This is a genomic window from Staphylococcus sp. FSL W8-0271 (assembly GCF_038006605.1).
GTDB classification, from domain to species: Bacteria; Bacillota; Bacilli; order Staphylococcales; family Staphylococcaceae; genus Staphylococcus; species Staphylococcus cohnii.
Genome location: NZ_JBBOVM010000001.1, coordinates 16,512 through 34,033, shown reverse-complemented (window position 1 = coordinate 34,033; position 17,522 = coordinate 16,512). Strand labels below are relative to the sequence as shown.

Genomic DNA, 17,522 nt, shown 5'->3' with positions numbered 1-17,522 from the left:
TTGTTTAGGCAGTCTACGGTTTATGTGACCTCAACATGCCCTCTGTCTAATGATTAAAGTTTTTATATCTGCTGAAACTGTTTTTTAAATTATGTACTTTTGAACTATCCTATGTGGTACATATTTATGTTTACATGCGTTCATCTTAAATCAACGCAGTTGGTTTATAACTTTGATTTAACAATAATCTATTTTAACATACTTTGAAGCTTAAATTGAATTTATTGTTTAATGTGGTGTCTTGTTTTTTTAAATACTGTGTCTCAAAGTACATAATAAAAGAGCGGTATCAAAATCAATGTTAATACTTTTGATTTCGTATATCCGCTCTCTTATATTTATGATAAATCTTTCAATACTCACTAAACGGTATGCTTGTGTGAAGTCATAAATGCTATGTTCGCACTATTCTTCAACAATTTTGGGACTGTCTGAAATGGCTTCGACGTAATATGTCTTGGATTCATCTTTATGTTTTACTTTGATTTCCCAATTGGCTTCTAGTACTTGCACGTTAGGTTCTTTAACGACGGTATAATAGCCGAGTCGGACGTTGGTCACTTCATCGTTTCGTTTAAGGTAACGATGATTATAATAAAGTGCTTCTATCGCGCTTTTCGCAGTGTTTACTTGTTTCTTATCGTTGTTAGCACCTTCTGATGGCTCTATGGATTTCATAGCTGTTTGTCTGTAGCTTGATGCTTTACCATCGTCATTGATATTAAATTTGAGTTGTGCTTTACTATTATTCATGATTGGAAAGTCGTTATAAGTCTGTTCAAAAGTAACATTTTTATCGTCAATTTTACTCATTTCGTAATTTTGACCTTTAAAGATTTTATCTTTAACATACGATTTTAAATCTGTGTATTGATCGTTACCTACATCAATTGGATCGTTGATTTCACCTTTGATTTTTTGACCGTCTTCTTCGCTTGTAATACTTGAACGTGCTTTTGCATAAGATGAAAAATCATTAGATCTTGCAGTGAGTAGTTGCATTTCTATATTTTTAACGCTTGGCAAATTTTCAGGAATTTCTATTTTTTCTTGTTTGAAATTCACTGCATTTTCGTCGGCACTATCGTTAATATGAGATTTGTTGACTTTATCAATATAGATGATGATAAGGCTGATGTTCACTAGAATAAATACAAAAATAAATAATGTTTTCGTGTGTTTCCAGTTCATTTATTCTAGCCCCCCATCTTTGTATGCACGCCACTTGTCATCGTACTCTACATACCAACATGGCTTAAATTCACTATTGCGCTGGATTTCTATATCTCCGTTGTCCTGTTTATCTTCCATGCGGTAACCAATGGTCATGTTTGTTATCTTTTCGAAATCTACTTCAGGGTTATTGGCGAGTTCCGAACGGACAGTTTCAGCGCCTGGTAGGTTGACTTCTTTTTCGCCACTATCAATAGTTACATTTGCTTTTAATAACGTACGCGCATAGCTATAAATACCTTTATTGCCCCAAGAAACTTTCAATGTATTTAAATCGTCGTCGTTAAACGTTGGTCGTCCATTCAAGAACAGTTGATAAGTCAGATCGCCACGTTTATCGTCTGTATGGAATAATCTGAAATCATCTGTAAAACCACCGTGATTATTGATGTATGCATAGGTGCTTGGAATGCTTTCTTGCATGTTCGTTGAACGGTTTTCATCTTCTAATAGATTTGTGTAGCGATATTTTTCGGTTTCATCGTTGTAGTTGGCCACACCTGTATTATTGTTGTAAGTGACTGCACCGCTTCTTGAACTACGCACTACCACTGAATCGTTAAATAGTATTGAATTCATGGTATCTACACTAATGTGATTATAGATTGTATGGTAGGATTTTTGTCCTTTTGGTGACTTCGGCGCAAAGATATGTGTCGCTTTATCTATCGTATCTTTATTGGTAATAATTTCTGTGTATGGTTGCATATGCTTATGCTGGTTTTCCAATGCTTGTGTGAATTTATCTGTCTTCACCGTTGTGGTCATGCGTACAACATTATGTCTATCTTTACTAATCGCATAAAGTTTAATTTTGCCGTCTTGATTGTTATCTATTAACAAACGATCAAATTTAAAGTTGTTGGGTACTTTGGCATTGATGTTTAATACTTGGCCTAAATATGTAGCAAGAGGCATATCATAGGTGAAGTCCAATACTAAAAATTCATCGCTCAAGTCTGGAATAATTAAATTATGATTGCTGTGCATTTGTTCAGCGTGTAATACACGATGATTTTTTAAGGGTTTAATGATTTCTTCGACATTGCTGCGTGTTGCTTCCATACCTTCTGTACTTTCACCTTTAGAGTGAATGACTTGGTATGGTGTGATCACTTGAGGCATTCCTTGTTTCAAAGGTTTACCGATTGTATTTGATTTCGCTTCTTTTTTACTATTGTCTTGTTTATCTACATTAGCCAAATCAGGTGAAAAGTTCCATGTCATATACGTCAAAATCGCACTCATGAGTACTAAAAGAAATAGGATAATAGATTTAATTAGTTCTTTACTCTGCATCCCAATCACCATCTTCTAGTACTTCACATGGAAGTGTAATAAAGATTGACGTGCCTTGTCCTTCTACACTATTTGCCCAGATGCGACCGTTATGTGCTTCGACAATTTCTTTAGAAATGGCTAGTCCTAATCCTGTACCACCCATTTTTCGCGTCCGTGCTTTATCTACGCGGTAGAAACGATCAAAGATTTTATCTACTTTATTGATAGGAATACCAATGCCGTTATCTTTGACGCGGATGGTCATACGATTATACAGTGAGTTTTGTTTCACGTGAAACTCAACACGTTTATCACCGCGTGAATACTTCATTGCGTTGGTAATGACATTGTCAAACACTTGTGTCATCTTATCTGGATCAATTTCTGTAAAGATTGTTTGTTTTGGAATCTCACGTACAAATGTTGTATCCTTCGCTGACATTTCATGGCGATTAATAATTTTATTGATAAACATATTAAAGTCGACAATTTCTTTGGTAATCTGATCTGATTCGTTATCCATTTTTGATAATTGTAGTAAATCGTTTACGAGTCGAATCATACGTTCTGTTTCTTCACGTGTCACGGATAAGAATTGTGGCGCTAACGCATCATCTTTCCATGCACCGCTTTCTAATGCCTCGATATAACTATTCATGGATGTTAACGGCGTACGTAATTCATGTGAAACATTCGCCACGAATTCGCGACGTTCTTGTTCAACTTGTTGTTGTTCTGTTACATCATGAAGTACGGCAATATAACCTGTAACGAAGCCTGTCTCTTGTACGATTGTACTAAAGTTTACACGAGCGATTATACCTTCACTTTCATTGATATCTAATAAGAAACTATCATTATTTTCTTGAATTTCATCTAATGAAAAATCTTCTTCTAATTTAAGCATATTTAACATGTAATGACCGATAATTTCTTCTTTCATCATGCCTAGCATCGTTAATGCCATATCGTTGACAATACGCACACGGCCACGACGATCGGTTGCGATAATACCATCACTCATATGCGTAATGACAGAGTCTAGACGTCGTTTTTCACTTTCTGTATTTGCTTGTGCTTCTTGTACACGTTTGGATAAATTATTAAAGGCTAGTGCAAGTTCACCAATTTCATCATTACCGTAAATTTTAACACGTTGCGTATAGTTACCTTTAGACATCTCAACGGTTTGGTTACGCATATCGGTAATTGGCTTTGTGATTGTGCGCGCAATAAAGAAACCTAGTATCACTGTAATTAATAGCGAGATGCCTGTCCCAACAATAAAGATTTGGTTGATGTTGCTTAATTGGTTATATACATCGTTGATATCTGCTTCTATATAAACATTGCCAATTGTGCCATCATCTGATGTCTTCACTGGTAAATTGTAGACCCACACACGTTGTTTTCCATTACCATAGTCTTTTAATACTGTATGGCTATTAATTTCTCCTAGAGATAGCGCTTTTTGTATGGAGCTGTCATTAGCTTTTTGATTTATTAGACTACGCGTAGACTGCTTTGAGGTAGCCATGATAATTTGATCTTTATCAATAAAACGAATTTCTTCTATTTCTTGTCTATTGGCATACTCATTCAATAAATTTTGGACTTCTTTTTGTGCATTGACTGAGTTGTCTTCGTCATAGACTTTTTCTATATTAATTTCTATTTGTTTCGCGTATTGCGAGATATTATTTTTGAATGTTTGTGTTAATTCTTTTTCTAGACTATTGGTAAAGTATAAACCGATAATCTGCATACCGATTACGATTAACAATACATAGACAATAACAAGTTTCGTGTGTAGAGATTGAAAATGTTTAAGCCACTTCATTTAATATTGTCCCCTAATCGTGTTGTTGGAGGAAGTATCCAACACCACGGCGCGTCACTATATATTCTGGATGTGATGGATCGTCTTCAATTTTTTCACGTAAGCGACGAATCGTTACGTCTACTGTACGTACATCACCAAAATAGTCATAGCCCCAAACAGTTTGTAATAAATGTTCACGTGTCATAACTTGACCCATGTGTTTAGATAAATAATGGAACAGTTCGAATTCACGGTGTGTTAATTCAATATCTGTACCACGTTTTTTAATAGAATATGCATCTGGATAGATAACAATATCTTTAATTGTAATTTCATTAGATGCATCGTTCACTTCTTGTGCTGGTTGTGAATAATGACGACGTAAGTTTGCTTTGACACGCGCAATTAATTCACGCGTGCTAAATGGTTTCGTCACGTAGTCATCGGCGCCAAGTTCAAGACCCAATACTTTATCGATTTCTGAGTCTTTTGCGGTTAACATAATTATTGGCATTTCATATTTTTTGCGTACTTCACGGCATACTTCCATGCCATCGCGACCAGGTAACATAATGTCTAATAAGACAATGTCTGGTTCTTCATCATATATTAAATTTACTGCGTCATTACCATCATATGCACAGAATACTTCATAACCCTCTTTTTTCAAGTTGAACTCTAAAATATCAGCAATTGGTTTTTCGTCATCTACTACCACAACTTTTCTAGCCATATTTATAAACCTCATTTCTAAATTGTAGTACGTTTACATATTTTTCTACGCATTTCTCTATAATATAATTTACCATTTATAGCGTGCTAATTCTATTTTTCTAAACAAAAAAATAAATTGGTATATTGTAAAATTATAACATTTTTTACTATTAATAGGTTAATTATAGATATATTAAGCCTACACAACATGATATCACTGTGCGACTATATTGCCCATAGTCTATAAAAAAGTGATACATATCTCAGCAAGGGTCATGTTATTTTGACTAAGGTATTTGAGATAACTTAGTCATAATTTGAACATGATGTCGCTTAAACTGGATATGCATCACTGATAATATTAAATATTTTTAGATTTTTTAACGAAGAGCGATAATATAAATCCGATAACTGTCAATATTACAATAAAGAAACAGGCATATTGGATACCATAAGACAGTACAACTTCTTGTTCTGCATTTGGATGGCTTGCGCCAAAGGTACGCATTGCCGTGGTATAAATCGTAATGGCAATTGCAGTACCAGCTGAACCTGCTACTTGTATTAACGTTGTAATTGTTGCTGAACCATCAGCATAAAGGTGGTGTGGCAATTGATTTAAGGCATTTGTCTGTGCTGGCATCATGACCATCGATATGCCAAAGAAAAGTACCATGAATGCCAAAATAATAGCCCAAACAGGTGTAGAAACTGAAATCATTAATGAAAATATTAACGCTGCAATAAACATCAGTAAAAATCCGAAAATGCCAAAGTATCTAGCACCAAAACGATCAAATAAGGAACCAACAATCGGGGATAAGATTAAATTGATTGCATTACCTGGTAATAAAATTAAACCAGCAATAATCGAATTAAATAATAAAGCACCTTTTAAATATAGCGGCAATAATATACCCATAGATAGGATGCATAATATCGTAACGAAAACCATTGCAGCCCCTATGACAAACATTGGATATTTAAATACGTTTAAATTAAGCATCGGCGAATCAATCTTGAATTGTCGTACGATAAAGATAGCCAGTGCAACAATTCCGATCAATAACGGCAACCATACAATAGTACTTGTAAATGGTGCTTCAGCTAATGTGCTTAATGCAAAGATTAATCCCGCAAATCCTATTGTAGATAATGCAATAGAAATCATATCAATTTTAGGTTTGGTAATTTCTCCAACATTTTCTACTTTTGAAATTGCCATAAATAATACGATAATGTATAAAATCGCACTAATCCAAAAAATATAATGCCAGCTAGAAGCTGAAATAATGACACCTGACAGCGTTGGTCCAAGCGCAGGTCCAGCGGTAATCACTAGACCCATAATGCCCATCACGGCACCGCGTTTTTCTATTGGGAATATAAGCATCAACACTGTCACCATGATTGGTAGTAAAATACCTGTGCCAAGTGCTTGTACAATACGTCCTAATAATAAGAAACTAAAATTAGGCGCGAGCGCACCAATAATAACGCCTATTAATGATAATACAATTCCTGTAATAATAAGTGGTTTCGTATTAAACCACTTGATTAAATAAGAAGAAGCAGGTACTAAACAAGCCATAACGAGTAAATATCCCGTCGTCAGCCATTGCACCACTGCAGCTGAAACTTGGAAATCAGCCATAATATCTGTGAGTGCCATGTTTAACGCTGTTTCACTAAATAATCCCATAAATCCACCAATCATAAGTACAAGTGCGTACATGCTTGGGTTCTTTACTTTTACTTGCGTTGTCATTTTAAATACTCCTTTTTAATGGTTCCATGAAGTATAAGTATTATTAAGAGACCTAACATTGATATGTAATGCTGTCGTACGTGATAAACTTCGTACCATTTACTTAAAATTAATCTCTTCGATCCATAACTTATCTCGATATACCATTCAAATTTGTTTTATATCATTGAGCATTTACAATATGAATTTTAAATGATAAACACATCTTTTCATTGATATGTATACGTTATTTGTTACTTCAAAGTAATGTCCTCGAACGATCAACTTCATTACTGTATCAAAATTTCCCTTTTATTGTCAACTAGGTTTACAATATTTAGTACAAAATTAAAAGTATTGTAACCATTGCTTTTAAAATGGCACAATACTTCATGCTTGGATATTTTATTGTAAGTCTTCTAGTTGCCAGTCTTGATGTAAAATCGTTTTAAATAGCTGTAATTGCTCAGTTCCAATGACTTTTGCAATGTGTTTTTCAATGGATTGTTTATAAGTCATATACTGTTCAATGCATTCGATGCCGCTATCTGTTAATGACACACATTTCTCTTTTTTATTATGAACTAAGTTTTCAACTTTGACTAATTCTTTTTCTTCTAATTGTTTAATCGCTTTATGAATGGCTTGCCTTGTTAAATTAACCGATTGTGTTACTTCAACAAACGTAAGTTTACTTACGTATAATTTTGCCATGATATACCATTCTGAACTGGAGTTGTGTATCCCGTTCTTGTCATTTGCTTTGTTTTCAACAATATTCCTCAATGCACCGTGTCGTTCGCTCAGGGCATCTAGCATATCTAATTTTTTCAATTCTGGATCTACAGTCATCATTGTTTCACCTCTTGTCTCACTCAATACATTTAGTTTAACCTTTTTTATTTTAATTGTATAAAAAAGTGTTATTGCAAAGCAGCATCGCATTTACAATGATACTTTTATGAACTGTGCTAACCTGCACTAGCATGAAGCATTTAAAATTCTACGTATTTAAATTGAGCATCCGCTCGTTTCACAAACGAAGACACACGCTTTTATGTTTATACATAAATAACTACTACCTTCAATTGAATGAAGTTTAAAATATATATCGTAGAAAATTGTACAAAAAAATGCCCATCCTATTGGATGGGCAATACGGTCTCGACGGGAATCGAACCCGCGATCTCCTGCGTGACAGGCAGGCGTGTTAACCGCTACACTACGAGACCTAAAAATGGTGACTCCTACGGGACTCGAACCCGTGTTACCGCCGTGAAAGGGCGGTGTCTTAACCGCTTGACCAAGGAGCCTCTCTTAAGCACAAGATAAATTATATCAACTCTCATTATGGTTGACAAGCTATTTTTTAAATTAATTTAGTATAATTTTCTATCATTAATGTATAAAGTAACAAAATAATACTCGAAGCTGTCAAAACAGTATTTTATTTGCTTATTAACTTACTTTTGAGAGACATTGATGTACACTTACTTCTATAATTATGTTCTTTTTAATTTTTATTTCAAAATGTAAATAATAAATATAAAATCTTTTGTGTTTTAAATTCATTTTGCTAAAATTATAATTAGTTTAAATAAGGAGGCGCAATATTGGCAAAAATATTATTTGTTAATCCAGGTTCTGCTGGACATGTAAACCCAACAATTGCAGTTGTTAAAGCATTAGTTGATCGCGGCGAAGAAGTTGTTTATTACGCTAGCGATATATATAAAGATAAATTGAAAGATACTGGTGCTGAAATTAGAACGCTACCTACAGAAGCGATTATGACAGCATTCACTGATCATGAAAATCATCATTTGTTCAATGTTATCAATGGCTTATTAAAAACTGTAGATATCATTGTGCCACAAATTTTAAGAGAAACTGAAAATGAGCATTTTGATTATATGATTCATGATTCTATGTTTAGTTGTGGCTATATATTAGCGCAAAAATTGAATTTACCATCGATTTCATCTGTATCTTCATTTGCTCATACAAAGACATCTTTTGAAACATTTATTAATCATTTAACTTCTACTGTGAGCAAAGAAGAAATTCAACACGCTGATGAAACCTTTAATAATTTAAAAGCCCATGTTGAATCAACATATGATGTAACCATTCCTTCTCGTTTTGAAGTTATGAATAACCCGGGAAATATTAATATCACTTATGTAATGAAAGGTTTCCAAGTTGGTTATGACGCCTTTGATCCTGAATATTACAAGTTTGTTGGTCCTTCCATACTGGAACCTAAAGATTCTGGCTTTATGGACAACATTGATACCACACGACCAGTCGTCTATATTTCTCTTGGAACGGTATTTAATCAAAATATTGAATTTTTCAATCTCTGCTTTGAAGCATTTGCAAATATCGACGCTTCATTTGTTGTATCCATTGGTCATGATAATCAACTTGAAGATTTTAATGCGATACCATCTAATTTTACGGTTGCACATGTTGTTCCACAAACAGAATTATTGCAACATACGTCACTATTTTTAACACACGCGGGTATGAATAGTACGAATGAAGCGATGTTGATGGAAGTACCTATGTTAGCTTTTCCTCAAAGTGCAGATCAACCCGTTGTGGCTCGCCAAATCGAAAAACTACTTGTTGGTCGTCAGTTACAACTAGAAAATATAACATCCCGAGAGTTAAAACAAATTGTCTTAGACATGCTAGATGATATACCGAACTATCAACGTAATATCAGAAAAGTTAAATCTATACAATCTAGTAATAAAACAGGTTATCAGTTAGCAGTCGATCACATTCTAAATTTTCGTGATCAATATGTAACACATTCAAATATATAAATAAAAAACACCTTGTAAAGATGGCCATATTAGGCTACATCAACAAGGTGTTTTTTCATTTCAACATTTTACTTTTTAAATTTATAAATCAGTTTTTATAGGTAAACGGCTTACCATAATGATTTTAATAAGTTTGTTTGATTACGATCTGGTCCTACAGAGAAGATTGAAATTTGAACGTCACATAATTCAGAGATACGTTCTAAATATCTACGTGCATTGTCTGGCAGCTCATCTAATGAGCGACAACCTGTAACATCTTCTGTCCAACCAGGTAATGTTTCAAAGATTGGCTTACAACGTTGTAAGTCTTTTAAATTCGCTGGATATTCAGTAATTTCTTTACCGTCCAATTCATACGCCGTACAAATCTTCACTTCTTTAAGGCCTGTTAAGACATCGATAGAGTTGATTGATAAATCAGTAATACCACTCGCACGACGAGAGTGACGTAATACAACTGAATCGAACCAACCTACACGACGTGGACGTCCAGTAGTTGTACCGTACTCACGGCCAACTTCACGGATGTGGTGTCCATCATCATCAAATAGTTCTGTTGGGAATGGGCCATCACCGACACGTGATGTATAAGCTTTACATACGCCAATGACTTTAGATACGTATGTTGGACCAACACCACCACCGACAGTGACATTACCTGCAACTGGGTTACTTGACGTAACGAATGGGTATGTACCGTGGTCGATATCTAACATAACGCCTTGAGCACCTTCAAATAATACTTTTTCTTCTGCTACAAATGCATCGTCCAATACTTTTGCAGTATCCGTAACGAACTCTGCTAAACGTTGGCCTGCTGCGTAATAAGTTTCAAAGATTTCTTCAAATGAAGGACATGCTTTATCAAACATACCTTTGAAATATGCTGATTTGTATTCAATATTTTCTTTTAATAATTTTTCAAACGTTTCTTTATCTAATAAATCTGCAACACGAATACCAATACGTTGTGCTTTATCTACATAAGCTGGACCGATACCTTTTTTCGTAGTACCGATTTTATTATCTCCACGACGTTCTTCTTCATATTCATCTTGTTTAATATGATAAGGTAAAATAACTTGCGCACGGTTTGAAATACGTAAATTATCTGTTGAAATACCTCTTTCATTTAAAGCGTCTAATTCTTTTAATAGTGCTACTGGATCGACAACGACACCGTTACCAATGACTGCTAATTTTTCTTTATAGAAAATACCAGATGGTACTAAGTGCAATTTATATGTTTCGCCACCAAATTTAATTGTGTGGCCTGCATTGTTACCGCCTGAAAAACGTGCAATAACATCTGCTTGTTCTGCTAAAAAGTCTGTGATTTTACCTTTACCTTCGTCTCCCCATTGTGTCCCAACAACTACGATTGATGACATATGAGCACCTCCAAGTTTTTCTCAATTAACCATTAAGTATTCTACCAATACCACACTAATAATGCAAACAAAAATCGAACATTGGTTTTTTACATTTTCTCGAATTTCATTAAATGTTTAAAAATGCAATTACACATCTTAAACATAGTGTCATCAAGGTTTTCAAAGCGATATCCATTTAATTACAACACATACTTCATTAAAAAAGAAAGAACCAAATGCAAAAAAACCGTACGATAAATAAACATATTTACAAATCGTACGGAAAAAATAAATTTTATTCTTTTTTTTAACCCATGTCTGCATGTGCATAATCGATATCAGTAAATTTATTATACTGCTTCATAAAGTGTAATTTAACAGTACCTGTTGGACCATTACGTTGCTTCGCTATTATAATTTCAATCTCACCATTATCATCATTTGTTTTTGGTTCAAAGTTCGTATCTCCATCATCATCGTCTTCATCTTCGCCACGATTATAGTAATCATCACGATATAAGAATGCGACGATATCAGCATCTTGCTCGATTGATCCTGATTCACGAATGTCACTCATCATTGGTCGTTTGTCTTGACGTTGCTCTACGCCACGTGACAACTGACTTAGTGCAATGACTGGACATTCCATTTCTCTGGCAATCGCTTTTAATGTACGAGAAATCTCTGATACTTCTTGTTGTCGGTTATCTGAGAATCTTGAACCACTACCTGAGATTAATTGCAGATAATCAATCACTACCATGTCTAAACCGTGTTCTTGTTTTAAACGACGGCATTTTGAGCGAATATCTGTAATTCGAATACCTGGTGTATCATCAATAAATATCTTTGTTCTAGATAATTTACCTACTGCAATTGTAAAGCGATTCCAGTCTTCTTCTGTCATCATACCCGTTCTTAAACGGTTCGAATCTACGTTACCAGAACTACAAATCATACGTGTTGCTAGTTGATCCGCACCCATTTCTAGCGAGAATATACCGACTGAGAAATGGTCTTCATGCGTAGCAACTTTTTGTGCAATATTAAGTGCGAAGGCAGTCTTACCTACTGATGGTCTGGCAGCCAGAATGATTAGATCATTACGGTTAAAGCCCGCGGTCATCTGATCTAGATCTCGATAACCAGTTGGGATACCAGGTGTTTGACCACTATTTTGATCAAGTAATTCTGCATTCTCATACACTTCTCCAAGTACATCTCTAATATCTTTAAATCCATCGCTTTCACGTGTAGATGACAATTCTAATATTCGACGTTCTGCATCGTTCAATATTGTATCTAATTCTAATTCATCATTATAACCATCGTTAGCAATGCTATCGGCAGTTTGTATCAACTTACGTTTTGTCGCATGCTTAAATACGATATCTGTATAATATTGAATATTTCGAGTTGTCGGTACATTACTAGATAATTCTGCTAGATATTGTGGGCCACCCGCTTCATTCAGTCGTCCTTCATACGACAGTTGATCCATAATTGTAACCACGTCAATATCTTTATTATCTTCGTTGAGGTTCATCATGGCTCTAAAGATGTGTTGATGTGCGCCTCTATAAAAGGACTCAGGAAGTAAGACTTCCTGAGTTCTGTTTATCAATTCCGGATCTATGATAATGGCACCTAAGACAGATTGTTCAGCCTCATTACTGTGGGGCATTTGATTTTGTTCATACATTCCATCCATTATGATTACACCTCATATCTCAATCCGTTTTTATTGTTCAACTGTGTGTACACGAATTGTACCTTCTACTTCTTTATCTAATTTAACTGGTACATTTGTGTAACCCAATGCATGTATACCGTTTGGTAAATCCATTTTACGCTTGTCTATTTTAATATCATGTTGTTGTTGTAATGCTTGCGCGATTTGTTTTGTACTAACTGAACCGAATAATTTTCCAGCATCACCTGTTTTAGCAGATACTTCAACTTCAATATGACTTAATGTTTCTTTTAATTTTTTAGCATCTTCAATTTCTTGTTGGCGTTCCGCTTCTGCAGCTTCATTTTTCTTTTCAAGCTGTTTTAAATTACCTGGAGTAGCTTCTACTGCATAATTTTTCTTCAATAAGAAATTGTTTGCATAGCCTACAGGTACATCTTTAACTTCGCCTTTTTTACCTTTACCTTTAACATCTTGTGTGAATATTACTTTCATGAATTTTCACTCCTACTCATTTGTTCTGTTATAGCTTGTTGTAATTGTTCTATTGCTTCATCAACAGTGACATCTTTTAATTGTGTAGCTGCATTAGTTAAATGACCACCGCCACCAAGTGCTTCCATTGTCAATTGAACGTTAACTGCACCGAGTGATCGAGCAGACATACCGACTAGATTATCTTCTCTTCTAGCAACTACATACGAAGCTTCTACACCATCTAAACTTAACAGTTCATCAGCTGCTTGTGCAACTGTTACAGGATGATAGATTTTTTCGTTCGAACCATGTGCAATTGCGACACCGTTCTCTTGAAGTTTCACTGTTTGGATTAATTCAGTACGATTAATGTACGTATCTAAATCATCTTTCAAGAAATGTTGCGTTAATATTGTATCTGCACCATGTGCACGTAAATAACTTGCCGCATCAAATGTTCTTGAACCTGTACGTAATGTGAAATTACGTGTATCTACAATAATACCTGCAAAAATAATTGTCGACTCTAAACGTGTTAATCGTTGTTCTGTTGGTTGGTATTCTAGCAATTCAGTCACTAGCTCTGCAGTTGAACTTGCATATGGTTCCATATAAACAAGTAATGGGCTAGAGATAAAGCTTTCACCACGTCTATGATGATCGATCACAACTTTACGATTTGCCTTGTTTAATATGTTTTCGTCGATAACCATTTCAGGTTTATGCGTATCTACAACTACTAAAGTTGTCTTAGACGTCATGACATCCCATGCTTCATCAGATGTGATAAAACGCTCTTTTAGTTCAGGGTTTTCATCGACTGCATTCATCACACGACGCAGCGTCGGATCAATATCTGAATCATTTAACACAATATAAGCATCTAAGTTGTTCATCATAGCAAACCTTGAGACACCAATGGCTGCGCCTATAGCATCTAAGTCTGGACGCGTATGTCCCATAATGATGACTTTGTCGCCTTCCATTAAAATATCTTTTAATGCATGAGAGATAACACGTGCTCTTACACGTGTACGTTTTTCCATGGGGTCAGTCTTACCGCCATAGAAACGCACATTTCCGTTCATATGCTTAATTGCAACTTGGTCACCACCACGGCCTAGTGCTAAATCAAGTCCAGATTGAGATAATTCACCTAAATCGATTAAGTTCTCTGAACCTTCACCTACACCAATACTTAATGTCAATTGCGCACGGTAACCCACACTTTTTTCGCGTAATTGACTCAGTATACTAAAATTAGATGCTTCAACTTCATTTAGAATGCGTTGGTTTAAATAAGCAACAAATTGATCTGAACTATAACGTTTGAAATAAATGTCATATTCTGTTGCCCATCTACTTATGACGCGCGTAACCATAGAGTTAATTTCTGAACGTTGTGTATCATTCATATTTTGCGTAATTTCATCATAGTTATCTAAAAATAGTGTTGCAATAATTGGTTTAGATGCTTCATATAACTCTTGTGTATGTATTTCTTCAGTAATGTCGAAGAAATACAATACATGTTCTTTTTCTGAATATCTTACACGATAGTGATATTCATTTTCTTGAATTTCCACTTCTTGTGTTTTTTCTAACTGTTTTAATATATTAGGATATACTTCATTGACTGGATCAGAAATGACATTTCGATCTAGACGATCCGACATAAATTGGTTCATCCACTCTATGTTTTCATTTTCATCTAAGATAATCATCCCAATAGGTAACCTTTTAATAGCAGTATTACTGCTTGCTGAGATTTTTCCACTCAGATTATCTACATAGTTATCCAATTTTTGTAAAGCTTGTCTTACCATCAGTACTGTCCCTACGATTATGATGAGTAATACAACAGTAGCTATACCTGCAATCAATTGGTTAAAAATAAACCAAACGACGACAAGCGCTATCGCTGTAAGCACCATAATAATAAATGGTAAAATCAACGCTTTTTTAGTGGATTGACGGTTCATTTTTCCACCTCAAATCATTTTTTAATGATACGTTTTAAATTGATACATAAATCTACAAATCCCAGGAGACTCACAATATGTGTTAATGGCATTAAAATTGTCCCTATCACCATTAATAACACAGTAAGTGCTGGCGGCATTGATTTCGCTTTTCCGAAAAAGTGAATCACACTTAACCCCTGAATGTACATACATAATGATAACACAATTTCAAAGTTTAAGACGATGGTTTGAAACGCACTTGGTTGCGTTGAAAACATAACACAAATTAATACAATAACATACATCCATAAGACAGAACGCTTCATTTGCCAAGCATATAATGGTTTAAATATGGGTGTAGCGATTTTGAATTTACGCAAGATTGGAAAAGTGATAATTAAATTGATTAATATAAGTAGAAATACACCAACAATCATATAACTTGGTAGTTGCACTGCTGATTGGCGGAAAGTCTCTTCAAACATTTGTTTATAATCCGCGTTGACTGAAGCGCTAGAAATTATGTTATACATCTGTTCTTTAATCGGTTTGATTAATGATGTAGCACTTGGTATTTTTTTAAATGCTTGTAACACCATAAATGCAATTAATGCAATGATACTAATAAACGTTGTTGTTATATAAAGTATACGTTCTTTTGATGTACGTTCTTTTAATAATTGACCCACTACAACACTCACTACGAACAAGAGGATCATGATACTTAACACGAATATATTACCTAATAACGTAGTTAGCACAACTGTAATGACTGCCGTTAAGCCAAAAGATTCTACAGATTTATGCCATAAAATAATACCTGGAATTGTTGCAAATAAACTCAACACGAGTCCAAGTAGCGGTAATATATGTAAAGCTAAAGCTACTATAATTAACGTGATTACACTAAGTATAGTGGCTTTAGTATGTATTTTAGAAAACAAATTCGCCACTCCTATACAATTTTTGTCTATGTTTATTATTTTAACCTCTTTAAAACTTTTATACAATTATTGACAATTCTTTTTGTCAGAAGTTCAATATCAGCGACAAAATCTGAAAATGAGCGCCTTTTTAAATTACATCTCCTCGTTAATATCAACTTCAAATTTCACATTTTACTCACCATAAAAATAAGACGTCATAGGAACACAGTTATTTCCACTTTCATTTAAGTATAAAATAACTATCCCAGACGTCTTATAATACAAAACGAACTAAAATGTAGCATATCGTCATTTTCTTTTGAACTTGGAAACTTTTAAAAAGTGATACAAATTGGGTGCCCAATCGTTAAAGTTCAGTAAGAAACCATCATGTCCTACATTATCTGGCACAAACCAATGCTTATGATATTTAAATCGCGTACCTGTAGCATATACTAAATCGTCTGGATATAATAAATCATCCGTAAAGCCCATAGTCATAACTTTAGTATCTAGACGTCCAAACACTTCATCTACATCAGTACGATCTCTATCTATATCGTGGCTATCTAAGACGTCTAGCAGGGTTAAATAACTCAATGGATCAAAGTGCTTTTTGAACTTATTTCCCTGATGCTTCTGGTAGTTTACAACTTGGTCTGGTGTAAATCGTCTATCGTAACTTTTAGAAGAACGATACGTTAAGAAACCAAGTTGTCTTGCGATACTCATACCTTCACCATGATCTAATCGAATCGCCTGTCTCGCAATTTCATTAAATGCACGACTATATGAGGATGTCTTATCTGTTGCAGCTAAAATGACTGCTTTATCTACTTCAAATTTATGATTATACAATAATTCCAGCGCTTGCATACCTCCTAAAGACCCACCGATTAAAATACTAATTCGATCAAACCCTAATGTTTGAATACCTAATTCTATTGCATTGACAATATCACGCAATGTTAAATGCGTGGGGAAGTCAGCATCTGTAAGTGGCGAACTCGAGCCATATGGACTACCTATCACGTTGAATGTTAAAAATTGATAATCATGTATTGGCATGTACCCTCCATCTATAATCTCTCGCCACCAACCAGGATTGTCATCCGTCCCGTATGTCAAATGATTACCTGTCAGCGCATGGCATACAAGTACAAGTGGCTGCCCTTCATATCCAACATGTTCATAACGTAATTTTAAATTTAAGATCGTTTCACCTGATTCAGTTGTAAATGGCCCCAATTCTAATGTATCAACCGTATAATTTGTCATCATTTACCTCCTACTTAGTAAAAAAACTTCCTACCTATTTATAATAAGTAAGAAGTTACAATACTTATTATTCGAGCGAATCGTTGGTATTAGCACCGTGCTTCTAAAGTCGGTTGCTGAAGCTTCATTGGGCCAAGTCCCTCTGCTTCTCGAAATAAGATTTAATTTTAATTGTAA

The 17,522-nt window shown here is 34.7% G+C and carries 13 protein-coding genes, 2 tRNA genes and 1 riboswitch; of the genes, 1 reads left to right on the top strand and 14 read right to left on the bottom strand.

The window, feature by feature from the left end:
• Positions 1–405 precede the first annotated feature (405 nt).
• The 8 genes from NST87_RS00135 to NST87_RS00100 all read right to left on the bottom strand — a co-directional run bounded on the left by NST87_RS00135 (position 406) and on the right by NST87_RS00100 (position 8,110).
• Positions 406–1,191, bottom strand: coding sequence for a two-component system regulatory protein YycI (locus NST87_RS00135; protein WP_064264390.1), 786 nt, complete (start codon positions 1,189–1,191; stop codon positions 406–408).
• Complete coding sequence (locus tag NST87_RS00130; RefSeq protein ID WP_340721123.1) at positions 1,192–2,532, bottom strand: YycH family regulatory protein; 1,341 nt, start codon at positions 2,530–2,532, stop codon at positions 1,192–1,194. It abuts the gene before it with no gap.
• Positions 2,522–4,354, bottom strand: coding sequence for a cell wall metabolism sensor histidine kinase WalK (gene walK / locus NST87_RS00125; RefSeq protein ID WP_040030063.1), 1,833 nt, complete (start codon positions 4,352–4,354; stop codon positions 2,522–2,524). Before walK ends, NST87_RS00130 begins: the two co-directional genes overlap by 11 nt.
• Positions 4,355–4,367: 13 nt before the next feature.
• Entirely contained in the window at positions 4,368–5,069 is a 702-nt protein-coding gene (gene yycF, locus NST87_RS00120; RefSeq protein WP_040030062.1) for a response regulator YycF, read from the bottom strand.
• Positions 5,070–5,411: 342 nt separating this feature from the next.
• Positions 5,412–6,818 carry a DHA2 family efflux MFS transporter permease subunit gene (locus NST87_RS00115; protein WP_103211426.1) on the bottom strand — a complete coding sequence of 469 codons (1,407 nt, stop codon included), beginning with the start codon at positions 6,816–6,818 and terminating at the stop codon, positions 5,412–5,414.
• 384 nt (positions 6,819–7,202) lie between these two features.
• Positions 7,203–7,652 carry a MarR family winged helix-turn-helix transcriptional regulator gene (locus tag NST87_RS00110; protein WP_019468529.1) on the bottom strand — a complete coding sequence of 150 codons (450 nt, stop codon included), beginning with the start codon at positions 7,650–7,652 and terminating at the stop codon, positions 7,203–7,205.
• 304 nt (positions 7,653–7,956) lie between these two features.
• Positions 7,957–8,029: transfer RNA gene (locus NST87_RS00105), tRNA-Asp, on the bottom strand.
• A 6-nt stretch (positions 8,030–8,035) separates the two neighbouring features.
• Positions 8,036–8,110, bottom strand: a tRNA-Glu gene (locus NST87_RS00100).
• A 300-nt stretch (positions 8,111–8,410) separates the two neighbouring features.
• Here NST87_RS00100 and NST87_RS00095 point away from each other — a divergent pair.
• Positions 8,411–9,631, top strand: coding sequence for a macrolide family glycosyltransferase (locus NST87_RS00095; protein ID WP_145353455.1), 1,221 nt, complete (start codon positions 8,411–8,413; stop codon positions 9,629–9,631).
• 110 nt (positions 9,632–9,741) lie between these two features.
• On the opposite strand, the gene NST87_RS00090 is transcribed toward NST87_RS00095, so the two are convergent.
• The 6 genes from NST87_RS00090 to metX all read right to left on the bottom strand — a co-directional run bounded on the left by NST87_RS00090 (position 9,742) and on the right by metX (position 17,345).
• A complete protein-coding gene (locus NST87_RS00090) occupies positions 9,742–11,025 on the bottom strand; it encodes an adenylosuccinate synthase (protein WP_064264657.1) in 1,284 nt (427 codons plus the stop codon).
• A gap of 289 nt (positions 11,026–11,314) precedes the next feature.
• Entirely contained in the window at positions 11,315–12,718 is a 1,404-nt protein-coding gene (dnaB, locus tag NST87_RS00085) for a replicative DNA helicase (protein ID WP_040030058.1), read from the bottom strand.
• A gap of 30 nt (positions 12,719–12,748) precedes the next feature.
• On the bottom strand, positions 12,749–13,195 hold the full coding sequence (rplI, locus tag NST87_RS00080) for a 50S ribosomal protein L9 (RefSeq protein WP_019468525.1): 447 nt from the start codon (positions 13,193–13,195) through the stop codon (positions 12,749–12,751).
• Complete coding sequence (locus NST87_RS00075; protein WP_040030057.1) at positions 13,192–15,159, bottom strand: DHH family phosphoesterase; 1,968 nt, start codon at positions 15,157–15,159, stop codon at positions 13,192–13,194. Before NST87_RS00075 ends, rplI begins: the two co-directional genes overlap by 4 nt.
• A gap of 14 nt (positions 15,160–15,173) precedes the next feature.
• Positions 15,174–16,100 (bottom strand): DUF2232 domain-containing protein, encoded by a 927-nt coding sequence (locus NST87_RS00070; protein ID WP_171027037.1) that lies wholly within the window; start codon positions 16,098–16,100, stop codon positions 15,174–15,176.
• Positions 16,101–16,376: 276 nt separating this feature from the next.
• On the bottom strand, positions 16,377–17,345 hold the full coding sequence (gene metX, locus NST87_RS00065) for a homoserine O-acetyltransferase MetX (protein WP_340721120.1): 969 nt from the start codon (positions 17,343–17,345) through the stop codon (positions 16,377–16,379).
• Positions 17,346–17,406: 61 nt separating this feature from the next.
• Positions 17,407–17,506, bottom strand: a riboswitch (SAM riboswitch).
• Between the last annotated feature and the right edge of the window lie 16 nt (positions 17,507–17,522).

What these genes read in the sequence shown, in the direction of transcription:
- NST87_RS00135 (WP_064264390.1), bottom strand. Translation starts at nt 1,191, where the DNA reads ATGAACTGGAAACACACGAAAACATTATTTATTTTTGTATTTATTCTA.
- NST87_RS00130 (WP_340721123.1), bottom strand. Translation starts at nt 2,532, where the DNA reads ATGCAGAGTAAAGAACTAATTAAATCTATTATCCTATTTCTTTTAGTA.
- walK (WP_040030063.1), bottom strand. Translation starts at nt 4,354, where the DNA reads ATGAAGTGGCTTAAACATTTTCAATCTCTACACACGAAACTTGTTATT.
- yycF (WP_040030062.1), bottom strand. Translation starts at nt 5,069, where the DNA reads ATGGCTAGAAAAGTTGTGGTAGTAGATGACGAAAAACCAATTGCTGAT.
- NST87_RS00115 (WP_103211426.1), bottom strand. Translation starts at nt 6,818, where the DNA reads ATGACAACGCAAGTAAAAGTAAAGAACCCAAGCATGTACGCACTTGTA.
- NST87_RS00110 (WP_019468529.1), bottom strand. Translation starts at nt 7,652, where the DNA reads ATGATGACTGTAGATCCAGAATTGAAAAAATTAGATATGCTAGATGCC.
- NST87_RS00090 (WP_064264657.1), bottom strand. Translation starts at nt 11,025, where the DNA reads ATGTCATCAATCGTAGTTGTTGGGACACAATGGGGAGACGAAGGTAAA.
- dnaB (WP_040030058.1), bottom strand. Translation starts at nt 12,718, where the DNA reads ATGGATGGAATGTATGAACAAAATCAAATGCCCCACAGTAATGAGGCT.
- rplI (WP_019468525.1), bottom strand. Translation starts at nt 13,195, where the DNA reads ATGAAAGTAATATTCACACAAGATGTTAAAGGTAAAGGTAAAAAAGGC.
- NST87_RS00075 (WP_040030057.1), bottom strand. Translation starts at nt 15,159, where the DNA reads ATGAACCGTCAATCCACTAAAAAAGCGTTGATTTTACCATTTATTATT.
- metX (WP_340721120.1), bottom strand. Translation starts at nt 17,345, where the DNA reads ATGACAAATTATACGGTTGATACATTAGAATTGGGGCCATTTACAACT.